General features: G+C 71.9%; 21 protein-coding genes and 1 pseudogene. 12 read left to right on the top strand and 10 right to left on the bottom strand.

All coding sequences use genetic code 11. The features are described from left to right. Position 1 precedes the first annotated feature (1 nt). Positions 2 to 514, top strand: a pseudogene (locus ACWCSV_RS03615) (GlxA family transcriptional regulator); the annotation flags it as partial. Positions 515 to 539: 25 nt separating this feature from the next. On the opposite strand, the gene ACWCSV_RS03610 reads toward ACWCSV_RS03615, so the two are convergent. Further along, positions 540 to 1664, bottom strand: coding sequence for an amidohydrolase family protein (locus tag ACWCSV_RS03610; protein ID WP_451138183.1), 1125 nt, complete (start codon positions 1662 to 1664; stop codon positions 540 to 542). 117 nt (positions 1665 to 1781) lie between these two features. Between ACWCSV_RS03610 and ACWCSV_RS03605 the strand changes: the two genes are divergently transcribed. The 5 genes from ACWCSV_RS03605 (at position 1782) to thpD (ending at position 6659) form a co-directional block, all read left to right on the top strand. After that, positions 1782 to 2888 (top strand): pyridoxal-phosphate-dependent aminotransferase family protein, encoded by a 1107-nt coding sequence (locus ACWCSV_RS03605; protein WP_451138182.1) that lies wholly within the window; start codon positions 1782 to 1784, stop codon positions 2886 to 2888. A gap of 473 nt (positions 2889 to 3361) precedes the next feature. After that, positions 3362 to 3826 (top strand): diaminobutyrate acetyltransferase, encoded by a 465-nt coding sequence (ectA, locus tag ACWCSV_RS03600; protein ID WP_451138250.1) that lies wholly within the window; start codon positions 3362 to 3364, stop codon positions 3824 to 3826. Positions 3827 to 3966: 140 nt separating this feature from the next. Next, entirely contained in the window at positions 3967 to 5232 is a 1266-nt protein-coding gene (ectB, locus tag ACWCSV_RS03595) for a diaminobutyrate--2-oxoglutarate transaminase (protein WP_451138181.1), read from the top strand. A 132-nt stretch (positions 5233 to 5364) separates the two neighbouring features. After that, a complete protein-coding gene (locus ACWCSV_RS03590) occupies positions 5365 to 5763 on the top strand; it encodes an ectoine synthase (protein WP_451138180.1) in 399 nt (132 codons plus the stop codon). A 2-nt stretch (positions 5764 to 5765) separates the two neighbouring features. Beyond that, positions 5766 to 6659, top strand: coding sequence for an ectoine hydroxylase (thpD, locus tag ACWCSV_RS03585; RefSeq protein WP_451138179.1), 894 nt, complete (start codon positions 5766 to 5768; stop codon positions 6657 to 6659). A 57-nt stretch (positions 6660 to 6716) separates the two neighbouring features. Here the strand turns inward: thpD and ACWCSV_RS03580 are convergent, their stop codons facing one another. Then, on the bottom strand, positions 6717 to 7601 hold the full coding sequence (locus ACWCSV_RS03580; RefSeq protein ID WP_451138178.1) for a sulfurtransferase: 885 nt from the start codon (positions 7599 to 7601) through the stop codon (positions 6717 to 6719). A gap of 124 nt (positions 7602 to 7725) precedes the next feature. Continuing rightward, on the bottom strand, positions 7726 to 8367 hold the full coding sequence (locus ACWCSV_RS03575) for a GNAT family N-acetyltransferase (RefSeq protein WP_451138177.1): 642 nt from the start codon (positions 8365 to 8367) through the stop codon (positions 7726 to 7728). Positions 8368 to 8493: 126 nt separating this feature from the next. Here ACWCSV_RS03575 and ACWCSV_RS03570 point away from each other — a divergent pair, with 126 nt between their 5' ends. Beyond that, a complete protein-coding gene (locus ACWCSV_RS03570; RefSeq protein WP_451138176.1) occupies positions 8494 to 9108 on the top strand; it encodes an RraA family protein in 615 nt (204 codons plus the stop codon). A 42-nt stretch (positions 9109 to 9150) separates the two neighbouring features. Here the strand turns inward: ACWCSV_RS03570 and ACWCSV_RS03565 are convergent, their stop codons facing one another. The 5 genes from ACWCSV_RS03565 to ACWCSV_RS03545 all read right to left on the bottom strand — a co-directional run bounded on the left by ACWCSV_RS03565 (position 9151) and on the right by ACWCSV_RS03545 (position 14171). After that, the gene (locus ACWCSV_RS03565; protein WP_451138175.1) at positions 9151 to 9756 is read right to left on the bottom strand and encodes a dihydrofolate reductase family protein; all 606 of its coding nucleotides are present in this window, start codon (positions 9754 to 9756) and stop codon (positions 9151 to 9153) included. 107 nt (positions 9757 to 9863) lie between these two features. Then, the gene (locus ACWCSV_RS03560; RefSeq protein WP_451138174.1) at positions 9864 to 10007 is read right to left on the bottom strand and encodes a hypothetical protein; all 144 of its coding nucleotides are present in this window, start codon (positions 10005 to 10007) and stop codon (positions 9864 to 9866) included. Next, positions 10004 to 10189, bottom strand: a complete 186-nt coding sequence (locus ACWCSV_RS03555; RefSeq protein WP_451138249.1) for an NUDIX domain-containing protein — start codon at positions 10187 to 10189, stop codon at positions 10004 to 10006. The genes ACWCSV_RS03560 and ACWCSV_RS03555 overlap by 4 nt, the downstream gene beginning before the upstream one ends. Positions 10190 to 10424: 235 nt before the next feature. Continuing rightward, a complete protein-coding gene (locus tag ACWCSV_RS03550; RefSeq protein WP_451138173.1) occupies positions 10425 to 12035 on the bottom strand; it encodes a glycoside hydrolase family 53 protein in 1611 nt (536 codons plus the stop codon). Positions 12036 to 12137: 102 nt separating this feature from the next. Continuing rightward, positions 12138 to 14171 carry a beta-galactosidase gene (locus ACWCSV_RS03545; protein ID WP_451138172.1) on the bottom strand — a complete coding sequence of 678 codons (2034 nt, stop codon included), beginning with the start codon at positions 14169 to 14171 and terminating at the stop codon, positions 12138 to 12140. Between the two features lie 306 nt (positions 14172 to 14477). Between ACWCSV_RS03545 and ACWCSV_RS03540 the strand changes: the two genes are divergently transcribed. From ACWCSV_RS03540 to ACWCSV_RS03525, 4 genes are all read left to right on the top strand, one after another. Continuing rightward, positions 14478 to 15797 carry an ABC transporter substrate-binding protein gene (locus ACWCSV_RS03540; RefSeq protein ID WP_451138171.1) on the top strand — a complete coding sequence of 440 codons (1320 nt, stop codon included), beginning with the start codon at positions 14478 to 14480 and terminating at the stop codon, positions 15795 to 15797. Further along, a complete protein-coding gene (locus ACWCSV_RS03535; protein WP_451138170.1) occupies positions 15794 to 16720 on the top strand; it encodes a carbohydrate ABC transporter permease in 927 nt (308 codons plus the stop codon). Before ACWCSV_RS03540 ends, ACWCSV_RS03535 begins: the two co-directional genes overlap by 4 nt. Beyond that, positions 16717 to 17610, top strand: a complete 894-nt coding sequence (locus ACWCSV_RS03530; RefSeq protein ID WP_451138169.1) for a carbohydrate ABC transporter permease — start codon at positions 16717 to 16719, stop codon at positions 17608 to 17610. The genes ACWCSV_RS03535 and ACWCSV_RS03530 overlap by 4 nt, the downstream gene beginning before the upstream one ends. A gap of 69 nt (positions 17611 to 17679) precedes the next feature. Next, positions 17680 to 18732 carry a LacI family DNA-binding transcriptional regulator gene (locus tag ACWCSV_RS03525; protein ID WP_451138168.1) on the top strand — a complete coding sequence of 351 codons (1053 nt, stop codon included), beginning with the start codon at positions 17680 to 17682 and terminating at the stop codon, positions 18730 to 18732. A gap of 17 nt (positions 18733 to 18749) precedes the next feature. Here ACWCSV_RS03525 and ACWCSV_RS03520 read toward each other — a convergent pair whose 3' ends face one another. Then, positions 18750 to 19844, bottom strand: a complete 1095-nt coding sequence (locus ACWCSV_RS03520; RefSeq protein ID WP_451138167.1) for an aminotransferase class V-fold PLP-dependent enzyme — start codon at positions 19842 to 19844, stop codon at positions 18750 to 18752. Between the two features lie 220 nt (positions 19845 to 20064). On the opposite strand from ACWCSV_RS03520, the gene ACWCSV_RS03515 reads away from it, so the two are divergent. Further along, entirely contained in the window at positions 20065 to 20631 is a 567-nt protein-coding gene (locus ACWCSV_RS03515) for a hypothetical protein (protein WP_451138166.1), read from the top strand. Between the two features lie 388 nt (positions 20632 to 21019). Here ACWCSV_RS03515 and ACWCSV_RS03510 read toward each other — a convergent pair whose 3' ends face one another. After that, on the bottom strand, positions 21020 to 21751 hold the full coding sequence (locus tag ACWCSV_RS03510) for a DsbA family oxidoreductase (RefSeq protein WP_451138165.1): 732 nt from the start codon (positions 21749 to 21751) through the stop codon (positions 21020 to 21022). Positions 21752 to 21755: the final 4 nt, after the last annotated feature.

The raw sequence follows: 21755 nt of genomic DNA, 5'->3' as shown, positions 1-21755 counted from the left end.
TCCGGACAGGCTTTACGCGGATCACGGCGACGTCGCCACCAGCGCCGGCGCGGGCGCGGGCTTCGACCTCTGCCTGCACCTGGTCCGGAACGACCATGGGGCCGCGTACGCCGCTCTGCTCACGCGGCACATGGTGCTGCCGCCGCACCGCGAGGCCGGTCAGGCTCCGCACGCGCCGCCCCCACCGCCCGGCGACGCGCTCGACGGCCTGCTCCGATGGGCCGACGAGCACCTCGGCGGACCGCTGTCGGTGGACGACCTGGCCGGGTACCTCGGCGTCTCGCCCCGCACCCTGGCCCGGCGCTTCTCCGACCAGCTCGGCACGAGCCCGGGTGCGTGGCTGCTCGCCCGGCGGGTGGCCGCGGCCCGCACCCTGCTGGAGGAGACGGACCTGCCGGTCGAGGCGATCGCGACCCGCGTCGGTCTCACCTCCGCGGTCAACCTGCGCCGCCGCTTCCGTTCCGGGACGGGCACGACCCCCGGCGCCTACCGGCGGGCGTTCCGGGTCCCGTGATCCGCCGGACACCACCTGGGCGGCGTCAGCCCACCACCCGGCCGCCCAGCACCACGTGGCGGGGCGCGGCCAGGGCCCGTACGTCGGTACGCGGATCCTCGCCGTAGACGACCAGGTCGGCGGGGGCGCCCTCGTCCAGGCCCGGGCGGCCGAGCCAGCGCCTCGCCGCCCAGGTGGTCGCGCCGAGCGCTTCCAGGGGCGGGATGCCGGCCTTGACCAGTTCGGCGACCTCGGCGGCCACCAGGCCGTGCGGGAGCGAGCCGCCCGCGTCCGTACCGACGAAGACCGGGACGCCCGCGTCGTACGCCGCGCGTACGGTGTCGTAGCGGCGGGCGTGGAGCCGGCGCAGATGTGCGGACCAGCGCGGGAACTTGGCCTCGCCGCCGTCCGCCAGGTGCGGGAAGGTGGCGATGTTGACCAGGGTCGGTACGATCGCCACCCCGCGCTCGGCGAAGAGCGGGACGGTGTCCTCGGTGAGGCCCGTGGCGTGCTCGACGCAGTCGATGCCGGCCTCCACCAGATCGCGCAGTGAGTCCTCGGCGAAGCAGTGCGCGGTGACCCGGGCGCCGAGCCGGTGGGCCTCGGCGATCGCGGCCTCCACCTCCCCGCGTGGCCAGCAGGGGGTGAGGTCGCCCACCTCCCGGTCGATCCAGTCGCCGACCAGCTTCACCCAGCCGTCGCCCCGGCGGGCCTCGCGCGCGACGTACGCGACCAGGTCGCCGGGCTCGATCTCGTGGGCGTAGTTGCGGATGTAGCGGCGGGTCCTGGCGATGTGGCGGCCGGCCCTGATGATCTTCGGCAGGTCCTCCCGGTCGTCGGTCCAGTGGGTGTCGGAGGGTGATCCGGCGTCGCGGAGCAGCAGCGCGCCGGCCTCCCGGTCGGTGAGCGCCTGCTTCTCGGTGGTGGCCGCGTCGACGGGGCCGTGACGGTCGAGGCCGACATGGCAGTGCGCGTCGACCAGGCCGGGCAGCGCCCAGCCCTCGACGGTGTCCGCCCGGTCCGCGCCCGGGGGCCGCTCGTAGGTGATCCGGCCGTCCACGGCCCACAGTTCGTCCCGCACCTCGTCCGGGCCGACGAGCACCCGTCCCCTCACCCGCAGCACGCGCCGGTCCCGGTCGCGGTGGTCGCGCTGGTCGCTGTGATCGCTCATGTGCGGCACTGTACGAGGCGGTCGGTACTCTCGGACCGAGCGCTGTTCGTACACAGGCCCGCATCTGTTCGTACACAGGCCCGCAGAACGACTGACCGAACCGGAGAGAGCACCACCGTGACGCACCCCTTCCTCGACCTCGCCCCGCTCACCGCCACGCACTTCGCGGCCATCGAGAAGCGGGTGGCCGGTCTTCTCGCCACCGAGCAGGACGTGGTGATCATGCAGGGCGAGGCGCTGCTGCCCCTGGAGGGCTGCATCCGGGGCGCCGCCCGCCCCGGTACGACCGCGCTCAACGTCGTCACCGGCCCGTACGGCCAGACCTTCGGGAACTGGCTGCGCGACTGCGGCGCCGAGGTCGTCGACCTCGTGGTGCCGTTCCACACGGCCGTCACCGCCGAGCAGGTCGCCGCCGCCCTGGCCGAGCACCCGGAGATCGACTTCGTCTCGCTGGTGCACGCGGAGGCCGCGACCGGGAACACCAACCCGGTCGCCGGGATCGGCGAGGTCGTCCGGGCCCACGGCGCCCTCTTCATGCTGGACGCGGTGGCCTCGGTGGGCGCCGAGCCGCTGCTGCCGGACGCCTGGGGCGTGGACCTGTGCGTGATCGGCGCGCAGAAGGCGATGGGCGGCCCGGCGGGCGTCTCGGCCGTCTCGGTGAGCGCGCGCGCCTGGGAGCGGATCGCCGCCAACCCGCAGGCGCCGCGCCACTCCTACCTCTCCCTGCTGGACTGGAAGCAGCGCTGGATCGACGGTGGCCGCAAGGCGCTGCTGCACGCCCCGGCGCAGCTGGAGATGCTGGCGCTGGAGGCGTGCGCCGAGCGGATCGAGGCGGAGGGCCTGGAGGCCGTCATGGCCCGTCACGCGGCCGCCGCCGCTGCCACCCGGGCAGGTGCGCTCGCGCTGGGCGGCGGGCTGACGCCGTACGTCCACGAGGCGCGCGACGCCGCGCCGGTCGCCACGACGCTGCGCGTGCCGGACGGGGTGGACGCCTCGGCGCTGGTGGCGCGGGCGCTGCTCGCGGAGCCCTCGCTGCCGCTGATCGCGGGCGGCGGGGCGCTGTCCAAGGAGATGGTCCGGGTCAATCACTACGGGGTGGACGCGACGCGCGGAGCGGTCCTCGCCTCCCTCGCGGCGCTGGGTTCGGCGCTGGCCGAGGCCGGCCGGCAGGTCGATCTTGAAGCTGCCCGCAAGGCCGTCGAGGAAACCTGGCCGAGCGCTTGATTCACGGGGCGCGGCGCATTCTCCACATGCTCCACGCCCGACGAACGAATTCTTCGACGAACCGAATTCAATGAATGCGGGGAGCTGGTTACGGATAAGCAGCTCCCCGCATTCTTGTGCCCGGGTTCCCAGCAGGTAAACGCGGAGATCCGGGAGGCGCCCGGAGGCGCGTTCCGCATGCGGGTCAAGGGAGTTACGGGGCTGTGACGGACTCCACAATGGAGTCGTTATGTCGGATAAATACACCATGAACCGCCAGAAAAGACCCACGCTGCCGGGTCGGCTCGCACTCGCGTGATAACACGTATGCCTCCGCCACCCAACCCTTTCCGGCGATGCGATTACGAAATTTGCTGGGTAAATTCCCTGGCATGAGCGCCGCACCAGCAGACCTTGCCCGTGCCCGAATCGACTCCGCCGACCTCAATGCGCCGCATGCGCCGAGCGCATTCCTCACCGTGGACGCGCCACGTGTGGAGGACGGGGCCGCGCTGTGGCGGATCGCCCGCGACTCCGAAGTCCTCGATCTCAACTCCTCGTACAGCTACCTGCTCTGGTGCCGCGACTTCGCGGCGACCTCGGTGGTCGCCCGGGACGAGCACGGCGAGCCGGTCGCCTTCGTGACCGGTTACATACGCCCGGACCGCCCGCAGACGCTCGTCGTCTGGCAGGTGGCGGTCGACGGTGCGTACCGGGGCCGGGGGCTGGCCGCAGCCCTGCTGGACGCGCTGACCGAGCGGGTCGCCGCCGAGCAGGGGCTGGTCGCGGTGGAGACGACCGTCACGCCCGACAACACCGCCTCGAACCGGCTCTTCACCTCGTACGCGCAGCGCCACGACGTGGGGCTGGAACGCGAGGTGCTCTTCGCCGGGGAGCTGTTCCCCGAGGACACGCATCTTCCCGAAGTCCTGTACAGCATCGGTCCGTTCGGCAGCTGACGGAACACCACCCCCGCCCGGCGGGGGCGTCGGCCCGACAGCGCGCCGGCCCCCGGCGAAGCCGCTGCGCCGCGCTTCCGCGGCAGCCGGCCCCCCTCGCGCCACCATCCCCGTGTCCCCCCAACCCTCAGGAGACCGCCGTGACCATCACCCCGCCCGCCCTGAGCGTCTTCGAGACCCTGGAGTCCGAGGTCCGGAGCTACTGCCGGAGCTGGCCCGCCGTGTTCGACCACGCGCGGGGCGCCCGGCTGACCGACGAGGACGGCCACACCTACCTGGACTTCTTCGCCGGTGCCGGATCGCTCAACTACGGCCACAACAACCCCGTCCTGAAACGGGCGTTGCTCGACTACATCGAGCGGGACGGCATCACCCACGGCCTGGACATGGCGACGACCGCCAAGCGCGCCTTCCTGGAGACCTTCCAGAACGTGATCCTGCGCCCGCGCGACCTGCCGTACAAGGTGATGTTCCCGGGCCCCACCGGTACCAACGCGGTCGAGGCCGCACTGAAACTGGCGCGCAAGGTGAAGGGCCGCGAGTCCGTGGTCTCCTTCACCAACGCCTTCCACGGAATGTCGCTCGGCTCGCTCGCCGTGACCGGCAACGCGTTCAAGCGGGCCGGTGCGGGCATCCCGCTGGTGCACGGCACGCCGATGCCGTTCGACAACTACTTCGACGGCCAGGTCCCCGACTTCCTCTGGTTCGAGCGGCTGCTGGAGGATCAGGGCTCCGGTCTGAACAAGCCCGCCGCCGTGATCGTGGAGACCGTCCAGGGCGAAGGCGGCATCAACGTCGCCCGCGCCGAGTGGCTGCGCGCGCTCCAGGAGCTGTGCCACCGGCAGGACATGCTGCTGATCGTCGACGACATCCAGATGGGCTGCGGGCGTACCGGCGCCTTCTTCTCCTTCGAGGAGGCGGGCATCGTCCCGGACATCGTCACCCTGTCGAAGTCCATCAGCGGCTACGGACTGCCCATGTCCCTCTGCCTGTTCACCCCCGAGCTGGACGTCTGGGAGCCCGGCGAGCACAACGGCACCTTCCGCGGCAACAACCCCGCGTTCGTCACCGCCGCCGCCGCGCTCGACGCCTACTGGGCGGACGGCCACATGGAGCGGCAGACGAAGGCCCGCGGCGAGCAGGTGGAGCAGACCCTGCTCTCCCTCTGCGCCGAGGAGCCCACCGCCTCCTTCCGGGGCCGGGGCCTCGTGTGGGGGCTGGAGTTCACCGACCCGGCGCGCGCCTCTGCGGTCACCGCGCGCGCCTTCGAGCTCGGGCTGCTGCTGGAGACCTCGGGCCCGCAGAGCGAGGTCGTGAAGCTGCTGCCGCCGCTGACCATCACCCCCGAGGAACTGGACGAAGGGCTGCGCACGCTGGCCCGGTCCGTCCGCGAGACGGCCGCCTGACCGGCCCGTTCCACCATGAACCACCCGCCTGGGACCGGGACTTCCGGCAGGCGGGCACCGAGCGCCTCACCGGCCACCCCTTGCCGGCCGGGGCGCTGGGCACATCGCCGCAGAGAAAGGCACCACACCACCGTGATCGTCCGTTCGTTCAGCGACATCGAGAACACCGACCGGCACGTGAAGTCCGCCTCCGGCACCTGGGAGAGCAAGCGCATCGTGCTCGCCAAGGAGAAGGTCGGCTTCTCGCTCCACGAGACCATCCTGTACGCGGGCACCGAGACGTCGATGTGGTACGCGAACCACATCGAGGCCGTCCTGTGCACCCAGGGGGAGGCCGAACTCACCAACGACGACACCGGTGAGAAGCACTGGATCACCCCCGGCACCATGTACCTGCTCAACGGTCACGAGCACCACACGCTCCGGCCGAAGACCGACTTCCACTGCGTCTGCGTCTTCAACCCGCCCGTCACCGGACGGGAGGACCACGACGAGAACGGCGTCTACCCGCTGCTGACCGAGGAGGGCTGACCATGACCACCTACGCGCGCACCGATCTGTACCCCTCGCGCGGTGCCGCCGAGACGATCACTCCCCGCCGGGACCCGGTCGTCTGGTCCGCGCCGGGCGCCCCGGGGCCCGTACCCGTACAGAGTCTCCTCACCTTCGAGCGGGACGGCTTCCTCGCCGTCGACCAGTTGCTCACTCCGGACGAAGTCTCCGGCTACCGCGCCGAGATGGAGCGGCTGATCGCCGATCCGGCGATCGGCGCGGACGCGCGGTCGATCGTCGAGCCGGAGTCCCGGAAGGTGCGTTCCGTCTTCGAAGTGCACCGGATCAGCGAGGTGTTCGCCCGGCTGGTCTCCGACGAGCGGCTGGTGGGCGCGGCCCGGCAGATCCTCGGCTCGGACGTGTACGTGCACCAGTCCCGGATCAACGTGAAGCCGGGCTTCGGCGCCTCGGGCTTCTACTGGCACTCGGACTTCGAGACCTGGCACGCGGAGGACGGCCTGCCGAACATGCGGACCGTCTCCGTCTCGATCGCGCTGACCGAGAACCACGACACCAACGGCGGGCTGATGATCATGCCCGGTTCGCACCGGTCGTTCCTCGGCTGCGCGGGCGAGACGCCGGCCGACAACTACAAGAAGTCCCTCCAGATGCAGGACGCGGGCATCCCGTCCGACGAGGCCCTGACCCGGATGGCCGACGCGCACGGCATCAAGCTCTTCACGGGCAGGGCGGGTTCGGCGACCTGGTTCGACTGCAACGCGATGCACGGGTCGGGTGACAACATCACCCCGTTCCCGCGCAGCAACGTCTTCATCGTCTTCAACAGCGTGGAGAACCCGGCACAGGAGCCCTTCCAGGCCCCGGTGCGCCGCCCCGAGTTCATCGGGGCCCGCGACTTCACCCCGGTGCGGTAGCGGAAGTCGGGCGACGGGGTGGGGCGGGACGGTTTCACACCGTCCCGCCCCACCCCGTCACGTACGCGCCGGAGCCGGAGTCCTCCCGTCCCAGCGGGCGGGTCCGGTCTCCACCGGGCGGGTCTCGTCGCGGCTGTAGGCGGACCAGCCGCCGACGTAGAGCCGGCCCCGGCCGAGCCCGGTGTGCTCCAGGGTCAGGAGGTTGTGGCAGGCCGTCACGCCCGAGCCGCAGTAGGAGACGACCTTCGACGCGGTGTCCGCGTCCACGCCGCCGGCGGCGAAGTTGTCCCGGACGGTCTGGACGGGCAGTAGCCGGCCGAGCCCGTCCAGGTTCTCCCGGCAGGGGACGTTCGCGGCGCCGGGCACGTGGCCCGGGCGGGGGTCGACCGGGTCCTGCGCGCCGACGAAGCGGTCCCGGTTGCGGGCGTCGACGGTCAGGACCTCCGGCCCCACCAGGTCGTCGGCCCCCACCAGTGCCTCCGCGGGCCAGGGGCGTACGGAGAACTCGCCCTCCTCCGGCCTCGGTTCGTCTGTCCGCAGGGAGCCGGGGTGGGCATCGAGGTAGGCGGCGAGACCGCCGTCGAGGATCGCCGCACGGCGCCCGGTGACCCGGAGCATCCACACCAGCCGGGCCGCGATGACCCCGCCCTGGTCGTCGTAGGCCACCACGATGTCGTCGTCGCCGATGCCCAGCTCCCGCATGCCCTCGGCGAACAGCTCCGGCGCGGGAAGGGGGTTGCGGCCGCCCACCGTCGTGGGCGGGCCGGTCAGCCAGTGGTCGAGGTCCGCGAAGACCGCGCCCGGCAGGTGTCCCCCCTCGTACGCGGCACGCCCCGAGCGCCCGTCCAGATACCACCTCACGTCCGCCAGGACCACGCGCCCCGGCAGACCTTCCAGCTCTTCGACCCGCGCGAACGGCGGGACATCCACGAGTTCGGTCATGGCTCCGGACGTTAGCGATCCGTCCGCCATGTGAGCAATTGCGTCCCGCATGACGAGACGACGGTCGGCGCGGAGGTGCGGGCGGGCCGGCCGGCCGCCGGAGGACTGCTCATGGGCTTCGGCGTCACGCCTGTGGACTTGGCGGGTCCGGCGCGCGGTCCGGCGCCTCGCGGAGATCGAGCATCATGTCGAGCGAGCGCGAACCGTCCGCCCCGACGAAGGAGCCGAAGGACCGGAAGCCGTTCTTCTCGTAGTACCGGATGGCGCGGGCGTTGCCGGCGAGGACGCCGCCCCACAGGATGACCCTCGACCTGCCGAGCGTCCGTACGGCCTCCCACACGAGAGGCAGGGCCAGGGTTCCCACCCCTCGTCCCTGGTGGTCGTCGGCCAGAGTGGGGCCGAAGCGGCAGTCGGTCAGTTCGTCGAGGAGCACGCCCGCTTCCCCGTACCGCGCGATGTCGGCGGGGGTGAGGGCGAGAGCGAGTTCGAGGAGACCGACGATCCGGGAGGAGGGCACGTCCTCCAGCACCAGCCGGAGTTTGTCGTACCGCGCGATCGCGTCGCACAGCTCCCGGGCAGCCGCGATGCCGTACCCGTCGAACGTGCTGAGACGCCTCGATTCGGCCGACAAGCACTCCAGGAAGTGCGCCAGCCGCTCGGCGTCGGTGGGGACGAGCGGGCGGAGGACGACCGCCGTACCGTCAGACGGCTCCAGACGGCGCGTCAGGACGCCGGGGTCCTCGGCGATATCCCGCAGTGTGAGCAAGGCGACCTCCCGCACGACTCGGACTCCGACCATGATGTCAACCGGGAACACCGCCCTCACGGTCTGGTGAAGACCACGGCCGGCCCCCTGCCGGCCGACTCGCCGCACAAAGGAACAGAGACGCCAATGAACGCCGCTTTCAAGGACATTCCCCCCACCACCCTGGCCGACCTGCTGGGCCGCGAGCAGATCATGGACATCGGCATCCGCCCGCTGTGGAACTCCCCGCGGATCGCGGGACCGGCCTACACCGTGCGGTGCGAGCCCGGCGACAACCTGATGCTGCACGCCGCGATCTACCGCGCCGAGCCCGGCTCGGTCATCGTCGTCGAGTCGGGCGACGTGGACTACGCGCTGGCCGGCGGCAACGTGTGCGCCGTCGCCCAGCGCCGGGGCGTCGCGGCCTTCGTCGTCGACGGTGTCATCCGCGACCTCGACGAGGTGCGCGAGGCCGGCTTCCCGGTCTTCTCACGCGGCGTCATCCCGATCCCCGGCACGAAGAAGAAGATCGGCGCACTCGGTGAGCCGGCCCGCGTCGGCGGCGTGCTGGTGCACCCGGGCGACATCGTTGTCGCGGACGAGGAGGGCGTCGTCGTCACCCCCGCCGCCCGCCAGGAGGAGATCCTCACGGCTTCGCGGGCGAGGCTCGCCAAGGAGGCCGAGGAGTCCCTCGACGCCTGGGAGGCGGACCACCGCGCCCGCATCGAGAAGGCGCTGAGCGACGGGGGCTTCACCGGCTGACCGGCCCCCGGGACGGGGCGTACGAGGGCCGGCCTCCGGGTGTCAGCCCCCGTACGTCCCGTACTCCGGACGGCCCGTCGGCTCGTAGACGTGCACCGCGACGCCGCGCGGGGTCGTCCCGTGGTGCAGCAGGCGCAGGCCGACGGGGGTGCCGCCGTCCGGGAACAGCCGCCGTCCCCGGCCCACCACGACGGGGGCGATCGCGAGGCGCACTTCGTCGACCAGACCGGCGCTCAGCAGGCAGTGGCCGAGCCGGGCACTGCCGTGGATCTGGAGCTCACGGCCGGGCTGCCGCTTCAACGCGGCGACCTGCGCGGGGACGTCACCGGACAGGATCGTGGTCGGCGCCCACCCGGCCCCGGTGAGGGTCCGGGAGGCGACGTACTTCGGTGAGCCGTTCAGGATGCGGGCGTTCGGGTGGTCGGTCATCTCCGGCCAGTCCCGGGCGAAGTTCTCGTACGTACGGCGGCCGAACAGGAACGCGTCCGCCCTGCCGAGCCAGTCGGCGGCCACCCGCTCGAACGTCTCGTCCAGATGCGGCACGAACCAGCCGCCCCCGGTGAATCCGTCGCTGGTGTCCTCGTCCGGGGAGCCCGGCCCCTGGGAGACGCCGTCCAGCGACACGAACTCCTGCAGTACCAGCCTCATCGCGCACCGCTCCTCTCTGCCGGACTCTCCTCTCCCGGCCTCTCCCGGACAGGGAAGCATCCGCCTCCCCGCTCCGGGCTCCTCGACGTGCGGCGCGACCTCCGTTTCTACGACCAGTTGTGGAAGGTGACCCCGCCGGGACGGGTGAGGCTGCCGCGCAGCCCTGCGGCGGGGTACTCGATCAGGTCCTCGGGCAGGTCGTGCTCGGCGAACCACCGCAGGTCGAGGCACTTGTCGGGCTCGCGGTTCACCGGGTGCCCGGTGAACGCGCGCGCCTCGTAGACAGGAGGGTGAGCGCCCCCGGGTCGACGTGCGGTCCCGTCTCCTCCTCCAGTTCCCGCGCGGCTCCCACGGCAAGGGCCTCCCCCTCGTCGAGCTTCCCGGACGGCGCGTGCCACCGGCCGTGTCCGTAGGGGCCGCCGCGCTGCGACAGCAGGAGCTTCTCGCCGTCCGGACGATCACGTGGACGTCGATGATCGGGCGGACGGGGGTGGGGACTTGGGTGTGGGCGCTCATGGGGGCGGACGGTAGCGAGAAGGGCGGGAGAGGCGCGGGCGATCGTGCGAGGTACGTCCTTTCGAGTACGGATCCCCGCACCGCGACAAAGGCGCCCCGCCGCGCCTCCAGAACCCGGATGCGCCGCGGGGCGTCGTCATGTACCGGATGTCCTACCGGTGCGAGAACCAGCTCGCCGCCGGAAGAAGCTTGTCGTTGTAGTCGAAGAGTGCCTGGTTCTCCCAGGCGTTGCCCGAGGTGGCGTCGGCCGGGTCCCAGCCGCTGCCGGTGACGGCGGTCCAGGCGGGCTCCCAGTAGACGGCGCCGAGGCCCCGGCCGCCCGGGACGGCTTCGACGACGTTGAGTACGTCCCGGAGGTTGGCGGCCTGGCCCGCCGGGGTGGCGGGGTAGCCGGTGACGAGCTGGTCGGCGGTGGCGATGTTGTTCTCCAGGCCGTCCTTGTCGGCGAGGGTGTGGGCGTAGGCGGTCTCGGCGACGAGGACCGGTTTGCCGTAGCGGGAGGCGGCGTCGTCCAGATTGGTCTGGAGGTCGGAGAGGGCACCGTGCCAGTAGCCGTAGTACGAGAGGGCGATGACGTCGAACGGGACGCCGTAGGCGACGGCGTTGTCGAACCACCAGCGGGTTCCGGCGTTGTCGCCGCCCTTGGCGAGGTGCAGGGCGACCTTGGTGCTGGAGGAGACGGCCTTGGCGGCGTTGGCGCCGGAGGTGAGGAGTCCGGCGAGCTGGGACCAGTTGTCGGTGGAGCCCTCGGGCCAGAGCATTCCGGCGTTGATCTCGTTGCCGATCTGGACCATCTCGGCGGTGGTGCCCTGTGCCTTGAGGGCGTTGAGCACGTCGTACGTGTGGTTGTAGACGTCGGTCTTCAGCTGGGTGTACGTGTGACCTGCCCAGGCGGCGGGTTTGGTCTGCTTGCCCGGGTCGGCCCAGGCGTCGGAGTAGTGGAAGTCGACGAGGACCTTCATGCCGAGCGCCTTGGCGCGCTTGGCCATGGCGAGGACGTGGGCCTTGTCGTTGTAGCCGTCCGCCGGGTTCACCCACACCTTGAGGCGTACGTAGTTCATCCCGGCGGAGTGCAGCAGGGTCATGGCGTCGCCGGTGGTGCCGCTCGCGTTGCGGTAGACGGCGCCGTGGGCCTCGTTCTTGGGGAGGGTGGAAAGGTCGCCGCCCTTGACGCTGAGGCCGGTGGTGCCCGAGGTGAAGGAGATGTCGTCGAAATTGGCCCATTCCCCGGCGTGCGCGTCGGAGTTGAGGCTGATGGTGCAGGCACCGCCGGTGACCTTGACCGAGGTCACCAGGCGTATCCAGGCGCCGTTGGCGGTGGGCGGGAGGTCGGTGCGCTGTTCGGCGGAGCCGCAGTTGCGCAGGGCGAGGTAGGCGGAGTTCTGGCCTCCGCTGGAGCGGACCCAGGCGCTGAGGGTGTACGTGCCGTCGGTCAGCCCGGAGAGGTACTGGTACGTCTCCACCTTGTAGGCGGAGGCCGACCAGTGGCTGAGCCGGGTGGTGCCCGCGTGGCCGCCGGCCTCGGTGAAGGAGGCGGCGGTCTGGCCGGCGGCGGAGTAGGCGGTCCAGCCGGTGGCGCCCGATTCGAAGCCGGGGTTGGTGACGGTGGCCGCCGCGTGGGCGGCCTGGGCGGGGAGCCCGGCGAGCAGCAGCCCGCCGAGGGCCGTGAGCGCGGCGGCGGCCCTGCGGCTGCCGCGCGGGGTGCGGCGGGCCGCCGCTCCCTGTTCGTCTTTCGTCCTGCCGAACAGCGTCTTTCCGTACATCGTCGTCGATGTCCCTTCGACCGTTGCGCGGGATACGGGGATGGTGCGGGCGGTACGTGGGGGCTGGTGCTACGTGGGGGGCTGGTGGTGCGGTGGTGCGCCTCAGGCGTCGAGCCGTACGACCCGGACCGAGCCCGCCGGGACGGCGAGGTGTCCGGAGGCGGGCTCGCCGGTGAGGAGTTCGGTGCCGGGGGCGTCGAGCGGCACCTTGGTGTCGCCCCCGGTGTGGTTGATGACGAAGAGGTAGCTGCCGGTCTCCCCGGTGCGGCGGACCACCTCGACGTCGTGCGGGAGCGAGGTGCGCGGGGCGATCCCGGCGTCCTCGCAGGCGCGGTCCAGTACGGCGTCGAGGCCGGTGCCGGAGAGCCGGGTGGAGACGTACCAGGCGGTGCCGTCGCCGAGGCGGTTGCGGGTGACGGCGGGGCGGCCCGCGGCGACTCCGTCCGCGTACGACCAGACCGTCTCGGCGCCGCGCGGGACGACCACGTCCGACCAGAGGTCGCCGGTGAGGGCGGGGCCTTCGGGGGCGCCCTCGGGGGTGGTGAGGCGGACGGTGTCACCCTCGCCGAGCGGGGAGAACTCCTCGACGGTCAGCCCGAGGACGTCGCGCAGTACGCCGGGGTAGGCGCCGGGATGGACGTTGTCGTCGGGGTCCACGATGCCGGAGAAGTACGAGACGACGAGGGTGCCGCCCCCTTCGACGTACCGGCGCAGGTTTGCGCCTGCCTGCTCGGTGGCGAGGTAGAGGGCGGGTACGACGACCAGCGGGTAGGCCGAGAGGTCGGCCTCGGGGTGGGCGAAGTCCACGGTGAGGTGGCGGTCGTAGAGCGAGAGGTAGTAGGCGTCGGCGCGCTCGCGGGCGTCGTGGTCCTGGCTCGGGCGCCACTCCAGGGACTGGGCCCACCAGGACTGCCAGTCCCAGACCATCGCGGCGTCGGCGACCGTACGGGTGCCACGGATGCCGTCGAGGAGGCCGAGGCCGGCGCCGAGACGGGTGACCTCGCGCCAGATCCGGGTGTCGGTGCCGCCGTGCGGCAGCATCGCGGAGTGGAACTTCTCGGCGCCGCCGCGGGACTGGCGCCACTGGAAGAACATGGCGCCGTCCGAGCCCCGGGCCACGTGCGCGAGGCTGTTGCGGGCCATCTCGCCGGGGCGCTTGGCGGGGTTGCGGGGTTGCCAGTTGACGCCGCTGGTGGAGTGTTCGAGGAGCAGCCAGGGAGCGCCGCCCGCGACGGAGCGGGTGAGGTCGGCGGCCATCGCGAGGTTGACGTGGGTGCGGCGGCCGTCGGTGATCAGGTAGTGGTCGTTGGTGACGAGGTCGACCTCGCGGCCCCAGGCCCAGTAGTCGATGGAGTCGCACTGGCTGAGCGCGGTCATGAAGTTGGTGGTGACCGGGATGCCGGGGGCGAGCCGGTGCAGGATGTCGCGTTCGGCGGTGAAGTTCTCCCGCAGGGTGGCGTCGGCGAAGCGGCGGTAGTCCAGCTGCTGGGAGGGGTTGCCGACGGTGGGGGTGGTGCGGGGCGGGTCGATCTCGTCGAGGGTGCGGTAGTGCTGGCCCCAGAAGGCGGTTCCCCAGGCTTTGTTGACGGCTTCGGCCGATCCGTGGCGGGCGGTGAGCCAGCGGCGGAAGTGGGCGGCGCAGTTGTCGCAGTAGCAGGCGGAGACGGGGACGCCGTACTCGTTGTGGACGTGCCAGAGGGCGAGGGCGGGGTGGCCGGCGTAGCGGCGGCCGATCTCCTCGGTGATGCGGGCGGCGGCGGCGCGGTAGTCGGGGTTGCTGTGGCAGATGGCGCCGCGCGAGCCGAAGGCGTACCGGACCCCGTCGCGGTTCACGGGGAGCGCCTCGGGGTGGGCGCGGTAGAACCAGGCGGGCGGGGCGACGGTCGGGGTGCCGAGGTCGACGCGGATGCCGCCTTCGTGGAGCAGGCCGAGTACGCGGTCGAGCCAGCCGAAGTCGTAGACGCCGGGCTCGGGTTCGAGCAGGGCCCAGGAGAAGATCCCGACGCTGACCATGGTCACGCCGGCCTCGCGCATGAGCCGCACGTCCTCGGGCCAGATCTCCTCCGGCCACTGCTCCGGGTTGTAGTCGCCGCCGAAGGCGAGCCGGTCCAGACCTCGGGGAGCGGTGTGGGGCATGGGGGTCTCCTGGCGTTCTCGGTGGTGACGGCGGTCGTCCGGCGCCGGGTCCGGCGGCGGCCCGTCACCGGGCGGTACGGATGCACCCCGACCGGTCGGCGCTGTGGTGGCACCGCCACCCTGCGACGACGCTCCTCGGACCCTTGTGTGCATGATGCTGGGAACGTGCACACGACCACTCGGCGGTGTGAGGCCAAGATAACCGCACAGTTACAACCATTGACAAGTGTCGGTTCCGTTTCTCTACTGTGAACGCTCACAGCGCACCTACCGCGCTGAACCCTCGGTTCTCGTCAGGGGAAAACCATGAAGCACCGCAACGTCGCGTTGTCCACGGCCGTCGTCCTCGCCGCCTCCGCCCTCCTCACCGGCTGCGGCTCGTCGGACGACGGGAAGGGTGACGCGCCCGCCGCCGCCGGTCCCGCCCAGCTCACCTACTGGTCCTGGGCGCCCGGCCTCGACAAGGTCGCGGACATCTGGAACAAGGGCGAGGGCAAGAAGGCCGGCATCACGGTCACGGTGAAGAAGCAGGCGTCGGGCGACGACCTGGTCACCAAGATCATCACCGCGGCCAAGGCGCACAAGGCGCCCGACCTGGTACAGGCGGAGTACCAGGCGCTGCCCACACTGGTCTCCAACGACGTCCTCGCGGACATATCGAAGGAGGCGGGCGACGCCAGGAGCGCGTTCGCGGACGGGATCTGGCAGCAGGCGACGCTGGGTACGGACGCCCTGTACGCGCTGCCGCAGGACTCGGGCCCGCTGATGTTCTACTACCGCGAGGACCTGTTCGAGAAGTACGGGCTGACCGTCCCGACCACCTGGGACGAGTTCGCCGAGACGGCCCGCGCGCTGAAGAAGAAGTCGCCGGACACCGACCTGACGACGTTCTCCTCGAACGACTCCGGGCTCTTCGCGGGCCTCGCCCAGCAGGCCGGGGCCCGGTGGTGGACCGCCGGCGGCGACAAGTGGAAGGTCGCCATCGACGACGCGGCGACGCGGAAGGTCGCCGGCTTCTGGGGCGGCCTGGTGAAGGAGGGGGCGATCGACAACCAGCCGATGTACACCCCCGCCTGGAACAAGGCGCTCGACACCGGCAAGCAGATCGCCTGGGTCAGCGCGGTCTGGGCCCCCGGCACCCTGACCACGGCGGCCCCCGACACGGCGGGCAAGTGGGCCATGGCCCCGCTCCCCCAGTGGACGGCGGGCCAGAACGTCACCGGCAGCTGGGGCGGCTCCTCCACCGCCGTCACCAACGACTCGAAGAACAAGGGCGCCGCGGCGAAGTTCGCGAAGTGGCTGAACACCGACCCCACCGCGCTCGCCGCACTGGTGAAGGAGTCCGGCATCTACCCCGCCGCGACCGCCGCGCAGACCGGGGGCGCGCTCGCCGAGCCGCCGGCGTACTTCTCCAACCAGCCCGACTTCTACACCAAGGCCTCCGAGATCGCGAAGGGCACCGCCCCCGCCGCCTGGGGCCCGAACGTCAACGTCGCGTACACCGCGTTCAAGGACGGGTTCGCCAAGGCCGCCAAGGACAGGTCGGACTTCGGCGCGGCGCTGTCCGCGATGCAGGACGCCACGGTCGCCGACCTGAAGAAGCAGGGCTTCGGGGTCTCCGAGTGACACGCGCACGCCGCAGTGGGTCGTACGGGGTCAAGAGCGCCCCGTACGCCTTCCTGGTCCCCGCCGCCCTGCTCTTCCTGCTCTTCTTCGCGCTGCCCATCGGCTATGCCCTCTACCTCAGCTTCCGCCGCACCGAGGTCAAGGGCCTCGGTCTCGGCAAGGGCGCGCGGGACGAGGTCTGGGCCGGCCTCGCCAACTACACGGACGCCCTCTCCGACTCCGAACTGCTGCACGGCGCGCTGCGCATCCTGGGCTACGGACTGATCGTGGTGCCCGTGATGCTGGGGCTCGCGCTGCTGTTCGCGCTGCTGCTGGACACCGAGCGGGTCCGGCTGCGCGGCTTCACCCGGCTGGCGATCTTCCTGCCGTACGCCATCCCCGGGGTGGTGGCCGCGCTGATGTGGGGCTTCCTCTACCTGCCCGACGTCAGCCCGTTCTTCTGGGTGCTGGACCACCTCGGGCTGCCGCAGCCGGACCTGCTGGACGGCGGGCCGCTCTACGCCTCGCTCGCCAACATCGCGGTCTGGGGCGGCACCGGTTTCAACATGATCGTCATCTACACCTCGCTGCGGGCGATCCCCGCCGAGATCTTCGAGGCGGCCCGGCTGGACGGCTGTTCGCAGTGGCAGACCGCGCTGCGGATCAAGATCCCGATGGTGGCGCCCTCGCTGGTGCTGACCTTCTTCTTCTCGATCATCGCCACGCTCCAGGTGTTCAGCGAGCCGACCACGCTCAAGCCGCTCACCAACTCCCTTTCCACCACGTGGAGTCCGCTGATGAAGGTCTACCAGGACGCCTTCGTCAACAACGACATCTACGCGGCGGCGGCCCAGGCGGTCATCATCGCCGTCGCCACCCTCGCCCTGTCCTTCGGCTTCCTCCGGGCCGCCAACTCCCGTACCAAGCAGGGTGATGCACGATGAGCACGCAGACCCTCCCGGCCACCGCCCGGAAGCCCGGCGCCTCCCGCGCCGCCCGCGCCCCGCGCCGGTTCGCCGCGATACCCACCGCCGCGCTGCTGCTGGGCGCCGTCTACTGCCTGCTGCCGGTGCTCTGGGTGGTGGTGGCGTCGACCAAGTCCGGCAGCGAGCTCTTCTCCACCTTCACCTTCCTGCCCGGCTCCGGGTTCACGGACAACATCGCCGATCTCTCGGCGTACCGCGACGGCGTCTACTGGACGTGGATGGGCAACTCCGCCCTCTACGCCGGGGTGGGCGCCCTGCTCTCCACGGCGGTGTCGGCGGTCTCCGGGTACGCCCTGGCGGTCTACCGCTTCCGGGGCCGGGAGTCGATCTTCAACATCCTGCTCGCCGGGGTGCTGATGCCGCCGGTGATCCTGGCGGTCCCGCAGTACCTGCTGCTCGCGAAGGCCGACCTCACGGACTCGTACCTCTCGGTGCTGCTGCCCACCGTGCTCTCCCCGTACGGTGTCTACCTCGCCCGGATCTACGCGGCTGCCGCCGTGCCGCCCGACGTGATCGAGGCGGGCCGGATGGACGGCGGCGGCGAGTGGCGGATCTTCCGCACCATCGCGCTGCCGATGATGCTGCCGGGGCTGGTCACGGTGTTCCTGTTCCAGTTCGTCGCGATCTGGAACAACTTCCTGCTGCCCTACATCATGCTCAGCGACGACGAGAAGTTTCCGGTCACCCTCGGGCTCTTCACCCTGCTCCAGCAGGGCTCGAACACGCCGGCCCTCTATACGCTGGTGATCACCGGTGCGCTGCTGGCGATCCTGCCGCTGATCGCGCTCTTCCTCGTGGTCCAGCGGTTCTGGAGTCTCGACCTGCTCTCCGGCGCCGTAAAGTCCTGACCATGCCCTCAGGGGCCGCCGGACCCGCCCCCTCGCCCCGGGGGCCCCGAAAACGAAAGAACACGCACCATGAGCCGCACTGAACCTCCCCCGCTCTCCGGGCAGCCCGGAAGGGGACGCCGCCGGCCGCCGACGATCCACGACGTGGCCCGCGAGGCGGGGGTGTCGCGCGGGACCGTCTCCCGGGTGCTGAACGGCGGCCACAACGTCAGCCCGGCCGCCCTCGAAGCGGTCAACTCGGCGATCCGTAAGACCGGTTACACCGTCAACCGGCACGCCCGGTCGCTGATCACCGGCCGTTCGGACTCGGTGGCGTTTCTGCTGACGGAGCCTCAGGAGCGGTTTTTCGAGGACCCCAACTTCAATGTCCTGCTGCGGGGTTGCACGAGCGCGCTGGCCGCGCACGACGTTCCGCTGCTGCTGATGATCGCGGGTACGGAGGCCGAGCGGCGCCGGAACATGCGGTACATCGCGGGCCACGTGGACGGCGTCCTGCTGGTCTCCAGCCACTCGGGCGACCCGGTGGTCGCCCAGCTCCACGAGGCCGGCGTACCGGTGGTGACCTGCGGCAAGCCCCTCGGACAGGGCTCGAAGGTCAGCTATGTGGCGGCCGACGACCGGGACGGCGCCCGGGACATGGTGCGGTACCTGTACGAGTCGGGGCGCCGCCGGATCGGTACGGTCAGCGGCCCCCTGGACACCCCGGGCGGCGTGGAACGGCTCGCCGGTTACCGCGAGACGCTGGCCGAGTGCGGGCTGCCCGTGGACGAGGACCTGATCGTCCCGGGCGACTACAGCCGGGCCGGCGGCGAGGCCGCCGGGACGCTGCTGCTGGAGCGCGCCCCCGACCTGGACGCGGTCTTCGTCGCGTCCGACCTGATGGCGCAGGGCGTGCTGACCTCGCTGGAACGGGCCGGGCGCCGGGTCCCCGAGGACATCGCGGTCGGCGGTTTCGACGACTCCCCGGCCGCGCTCGACTCCCGCCCGGCGCTGACCACCATCCGGCAGCCCTGGGACCGCATCAGCGCCGAGATGGTGCGCGTGCTGCTGGCCCAGATCGGCGGCGAGGACCCGGCGGCGGTGATCCTCCCCACCGAGCTGGTGCGGCGGGAGTCGGCGTAGGCGTGCCGTCGCGGGGCTCAGCCGAGCACGTCGAGCACCCGGTCCACGTCGGCCTCGGTGTTGTAGAGGTGGAAGGAGACCCGCAGATTGCCCGCGCGGTCGGAGACGCTGATACCGGCCCTGCTCAACTCCGCCTGGCGCTCGCCGAGTCCGGGGGCCGCGACGATCGCCGACTCCCCCGCCACGGCGGGCCGGCCGAGCCGCGCCAGCCCCTCGCGGAAGCGGGCGGCGAGCCCGGTGGCGTGCGCGTACAGGGTGCCGGCGCCGACCTCCGCCAGCAGGGCGAGCGACCGCTCCGCCCCGTAGTAGGAGAGGAAGGCCGGTGCCGAGTCGAACCGCCGCGCGGAGAGCGTGAGCCGGTCGATCGGGCCGTAGGTGCTGTTCGCCGTGTCGGCGGCGGCGACCCACCCCACGTAGATCGGCTTCAGCGACTCCTGCGCCTGTTCGGTCACCGTGAGGAACGAGGCGCCGCGCGGGCAGAGCAGGAACTTGAACCCGCCGGTCACCGTGTAGTCGAACTCCCCCGCGTCCACCGCCAGCCAGCCCGCCGACTGCGTGGTGTCGAGCAGCACCCGGGCCCCGTGCGCGGCGGCGGCGGCCCGTACGGCGGCGAGATCGGCGACCCGGCCGTCCGAGGACTGCACGGCCGAGAGGGCGACCAGCGCGGTGGTGGGCCGCACCGCTCCGGCCAGCTCCGCGAGCGGGGCGTACCGCACCCGCAGGTCCCCGCGGTGCGCGAAGGGGGCCACGACCGAGCTGAACTCGCCTACTGGGCACAGCACTTCGGCCCCGGCGGGCAGTGAGGCCGCGATCAGCCCCACATGCACCGCGACCGAGCTTCCGACGGCGACCCGGTCGGCTCCGACCCCGGCCAGCCGGGCGAACCCGGCCCTCGCGGCGTCCACCACCTCGAAGTCCCCGGTCCCCACGGGCCCGCCCTCGGCGGTGGCCCGGGCCAGCTCGGTGACGGCTGCGACGGTGCGGCGGGGCAGCAGGCCCGCGAAGGCGGTGTTGAGGTAGGTGGTGGTGGGAGCGAACTCGGCGGCTGCGGCACGGCCCAGCGGAGTTGTCTCGCCCGGCTCTGTCGTACGGTTCAACGGGGTGGTCTCCATACGCTCCAGCCTGAGCCGACTTCCACCCGGCCGTCAACGAGACGGAGAGCGACGCGCCGAGGCGCCCGAGCGCGACAACCCGTGTGCCCCGACCGGCAGATCGGGCCGGCCCGGCGAATCGGCGCTCCGCCTCCCGCCCCGCACCTGCGCGGGGAGGAGGCGGAGCGCCGATTCGTCGGAACAAATCCCTCCACGTGGATCCATGGCTAGTGTCCGTCGCATGACGCACATGAGGAAGGTTCAGGCGCGGAGGACGACGGTGGCGCTCGTCGGGGCGGCGGCGCTGGTGGTACTGGGGGTCGGCGGGGCGATCGCCGTGGCCGCCGAGGACGGCGGACACGCCGGTCCGACGCCGACGACCCCGGTGACGGTGGCACCCGACACGGACTCCGCCGGGGTCACAGGGGGCACGGACACCGGCGGAGACACAGGGGGCTCGGACACCTCCGGGGTCACGGAGGGCGCGGACACCGGCGGCGGGGACAGCGGTTCCGTCAGCGGCTCGGGGAGCACCGACGAGGGCTCCACCGACGGCGGCTCCCCGGACGGGGGCAGTGTCGCGGGTACGGACACGGGAGGTTCGGACGGTTCGGACGCGGGCGGCTCGGGCGGCACGGAGCCGCCGGAGTCCCCGGGTCCCACGGGGGGATCCACGGCTCCACCGAGCCTGGAGGATCTGACGGCGCGCATCGACGAACTGGAGAAGAAGGTGGATGAACTGCCCACCGAGCGAGAGCTGGCCGATGCCCTCCGCGCCTTCGCCGACGCGTTGGAGCGGCAGAACTGAGGTGAAGCCCGGGGGCCACCAGCCGGTTGATCACTCGTGGCCGGGTTCGCCGGTGGCGTCGGGCCGCTTCGGCTTCTCCGGGACCGTGGAGCTCGATGGCCCCCTCGGCGAGGCGGTCGGGCCGTGAGCCGGATCGTGGTGGTCTCGGTCATGGCTTCGGCCTGCCGGCCGTGCGCCGCCGCGCGTCGGTGGCCGCCGGCCGACTGCGCGGCGGGGCGGGGCGACGGACTCCACGCGAACGATGATCCTCGGGAGTTCCCTCGCGAAGATCATCGCCCGTCGGCAGGAGAACGCACGTCCTCAGCCACCTGTACGACCCGCGCGGTGCGGTGGGGAAGGGGGCATGTCCCCTCCTGGACCTTGTCCCCACCGCGACCGCGCGCGGCCGTCAGGCGGTGGCGGCACCCCGCTGCGGGACCTCGCAGGCACCGTCGGCGTCGCAGGCGGCCGCGTCGTCGCCGATCGGGGTGAGGGCGGTGACCTCGCGGTCCTTCCACGCCTGCTCCAGCGCCTGGGCGAACACCTCGGAGGGCTGGCCGCCGGAGATGCCGTACCGCCGGTCGAGCACGAAGAACGGGACGGCGTTGGCGCCGAGTTCGGACGCCTCGCGCTCGTCGGCGCGTACGTCGTCGGCGTACGCCGTCGGGTCGGCGAGCACCGCACGGGCCTCGGCCTCGTCGAGACCCGCCTCCACGGCCAGCTCGACGAGGACCGCGTCGTCGTAGACGGAGCGCTCCTCGGCGAAGTTCGCCCGGTAGGCGAGGGTCAGCAGCTCGTCCTGGAGCCCGCGCGCCTTGGCGAGGTGGAGCAGCCGGTGGATGTCGAAGGTGCTGCCGTGGTCACGGCCCTCGCTGCGGTACCCGAGCCCCTCGGCCTGCGCGTTCGCGGCGACGTTGCCCTCCATCGCGAGGACCTCCTCGCGGGTGCGGCCGTACTTCTGCGCGAGCATGTCGACGACCAGCGCGATGTCGCCCTTGGCGCGCCCCGGGTCCAGCTCGAAGGAGCGGTGCACCACCTCGACCTGGTCGCGGTGGGCGAACCCCGCCAGCCCCTTCTCGAAGCGGGCCTTCCCGATGTAGCACCACGGGCAGGCGATGTCGCTCCAGATCTCGACGCGCATTCTC

Source organism: Streptomyces sp. NPDC001770, assembly GCF_053596135.1.
This window is presented reverse-complemented; position numbering and strand designations above follow the sequence as displayed.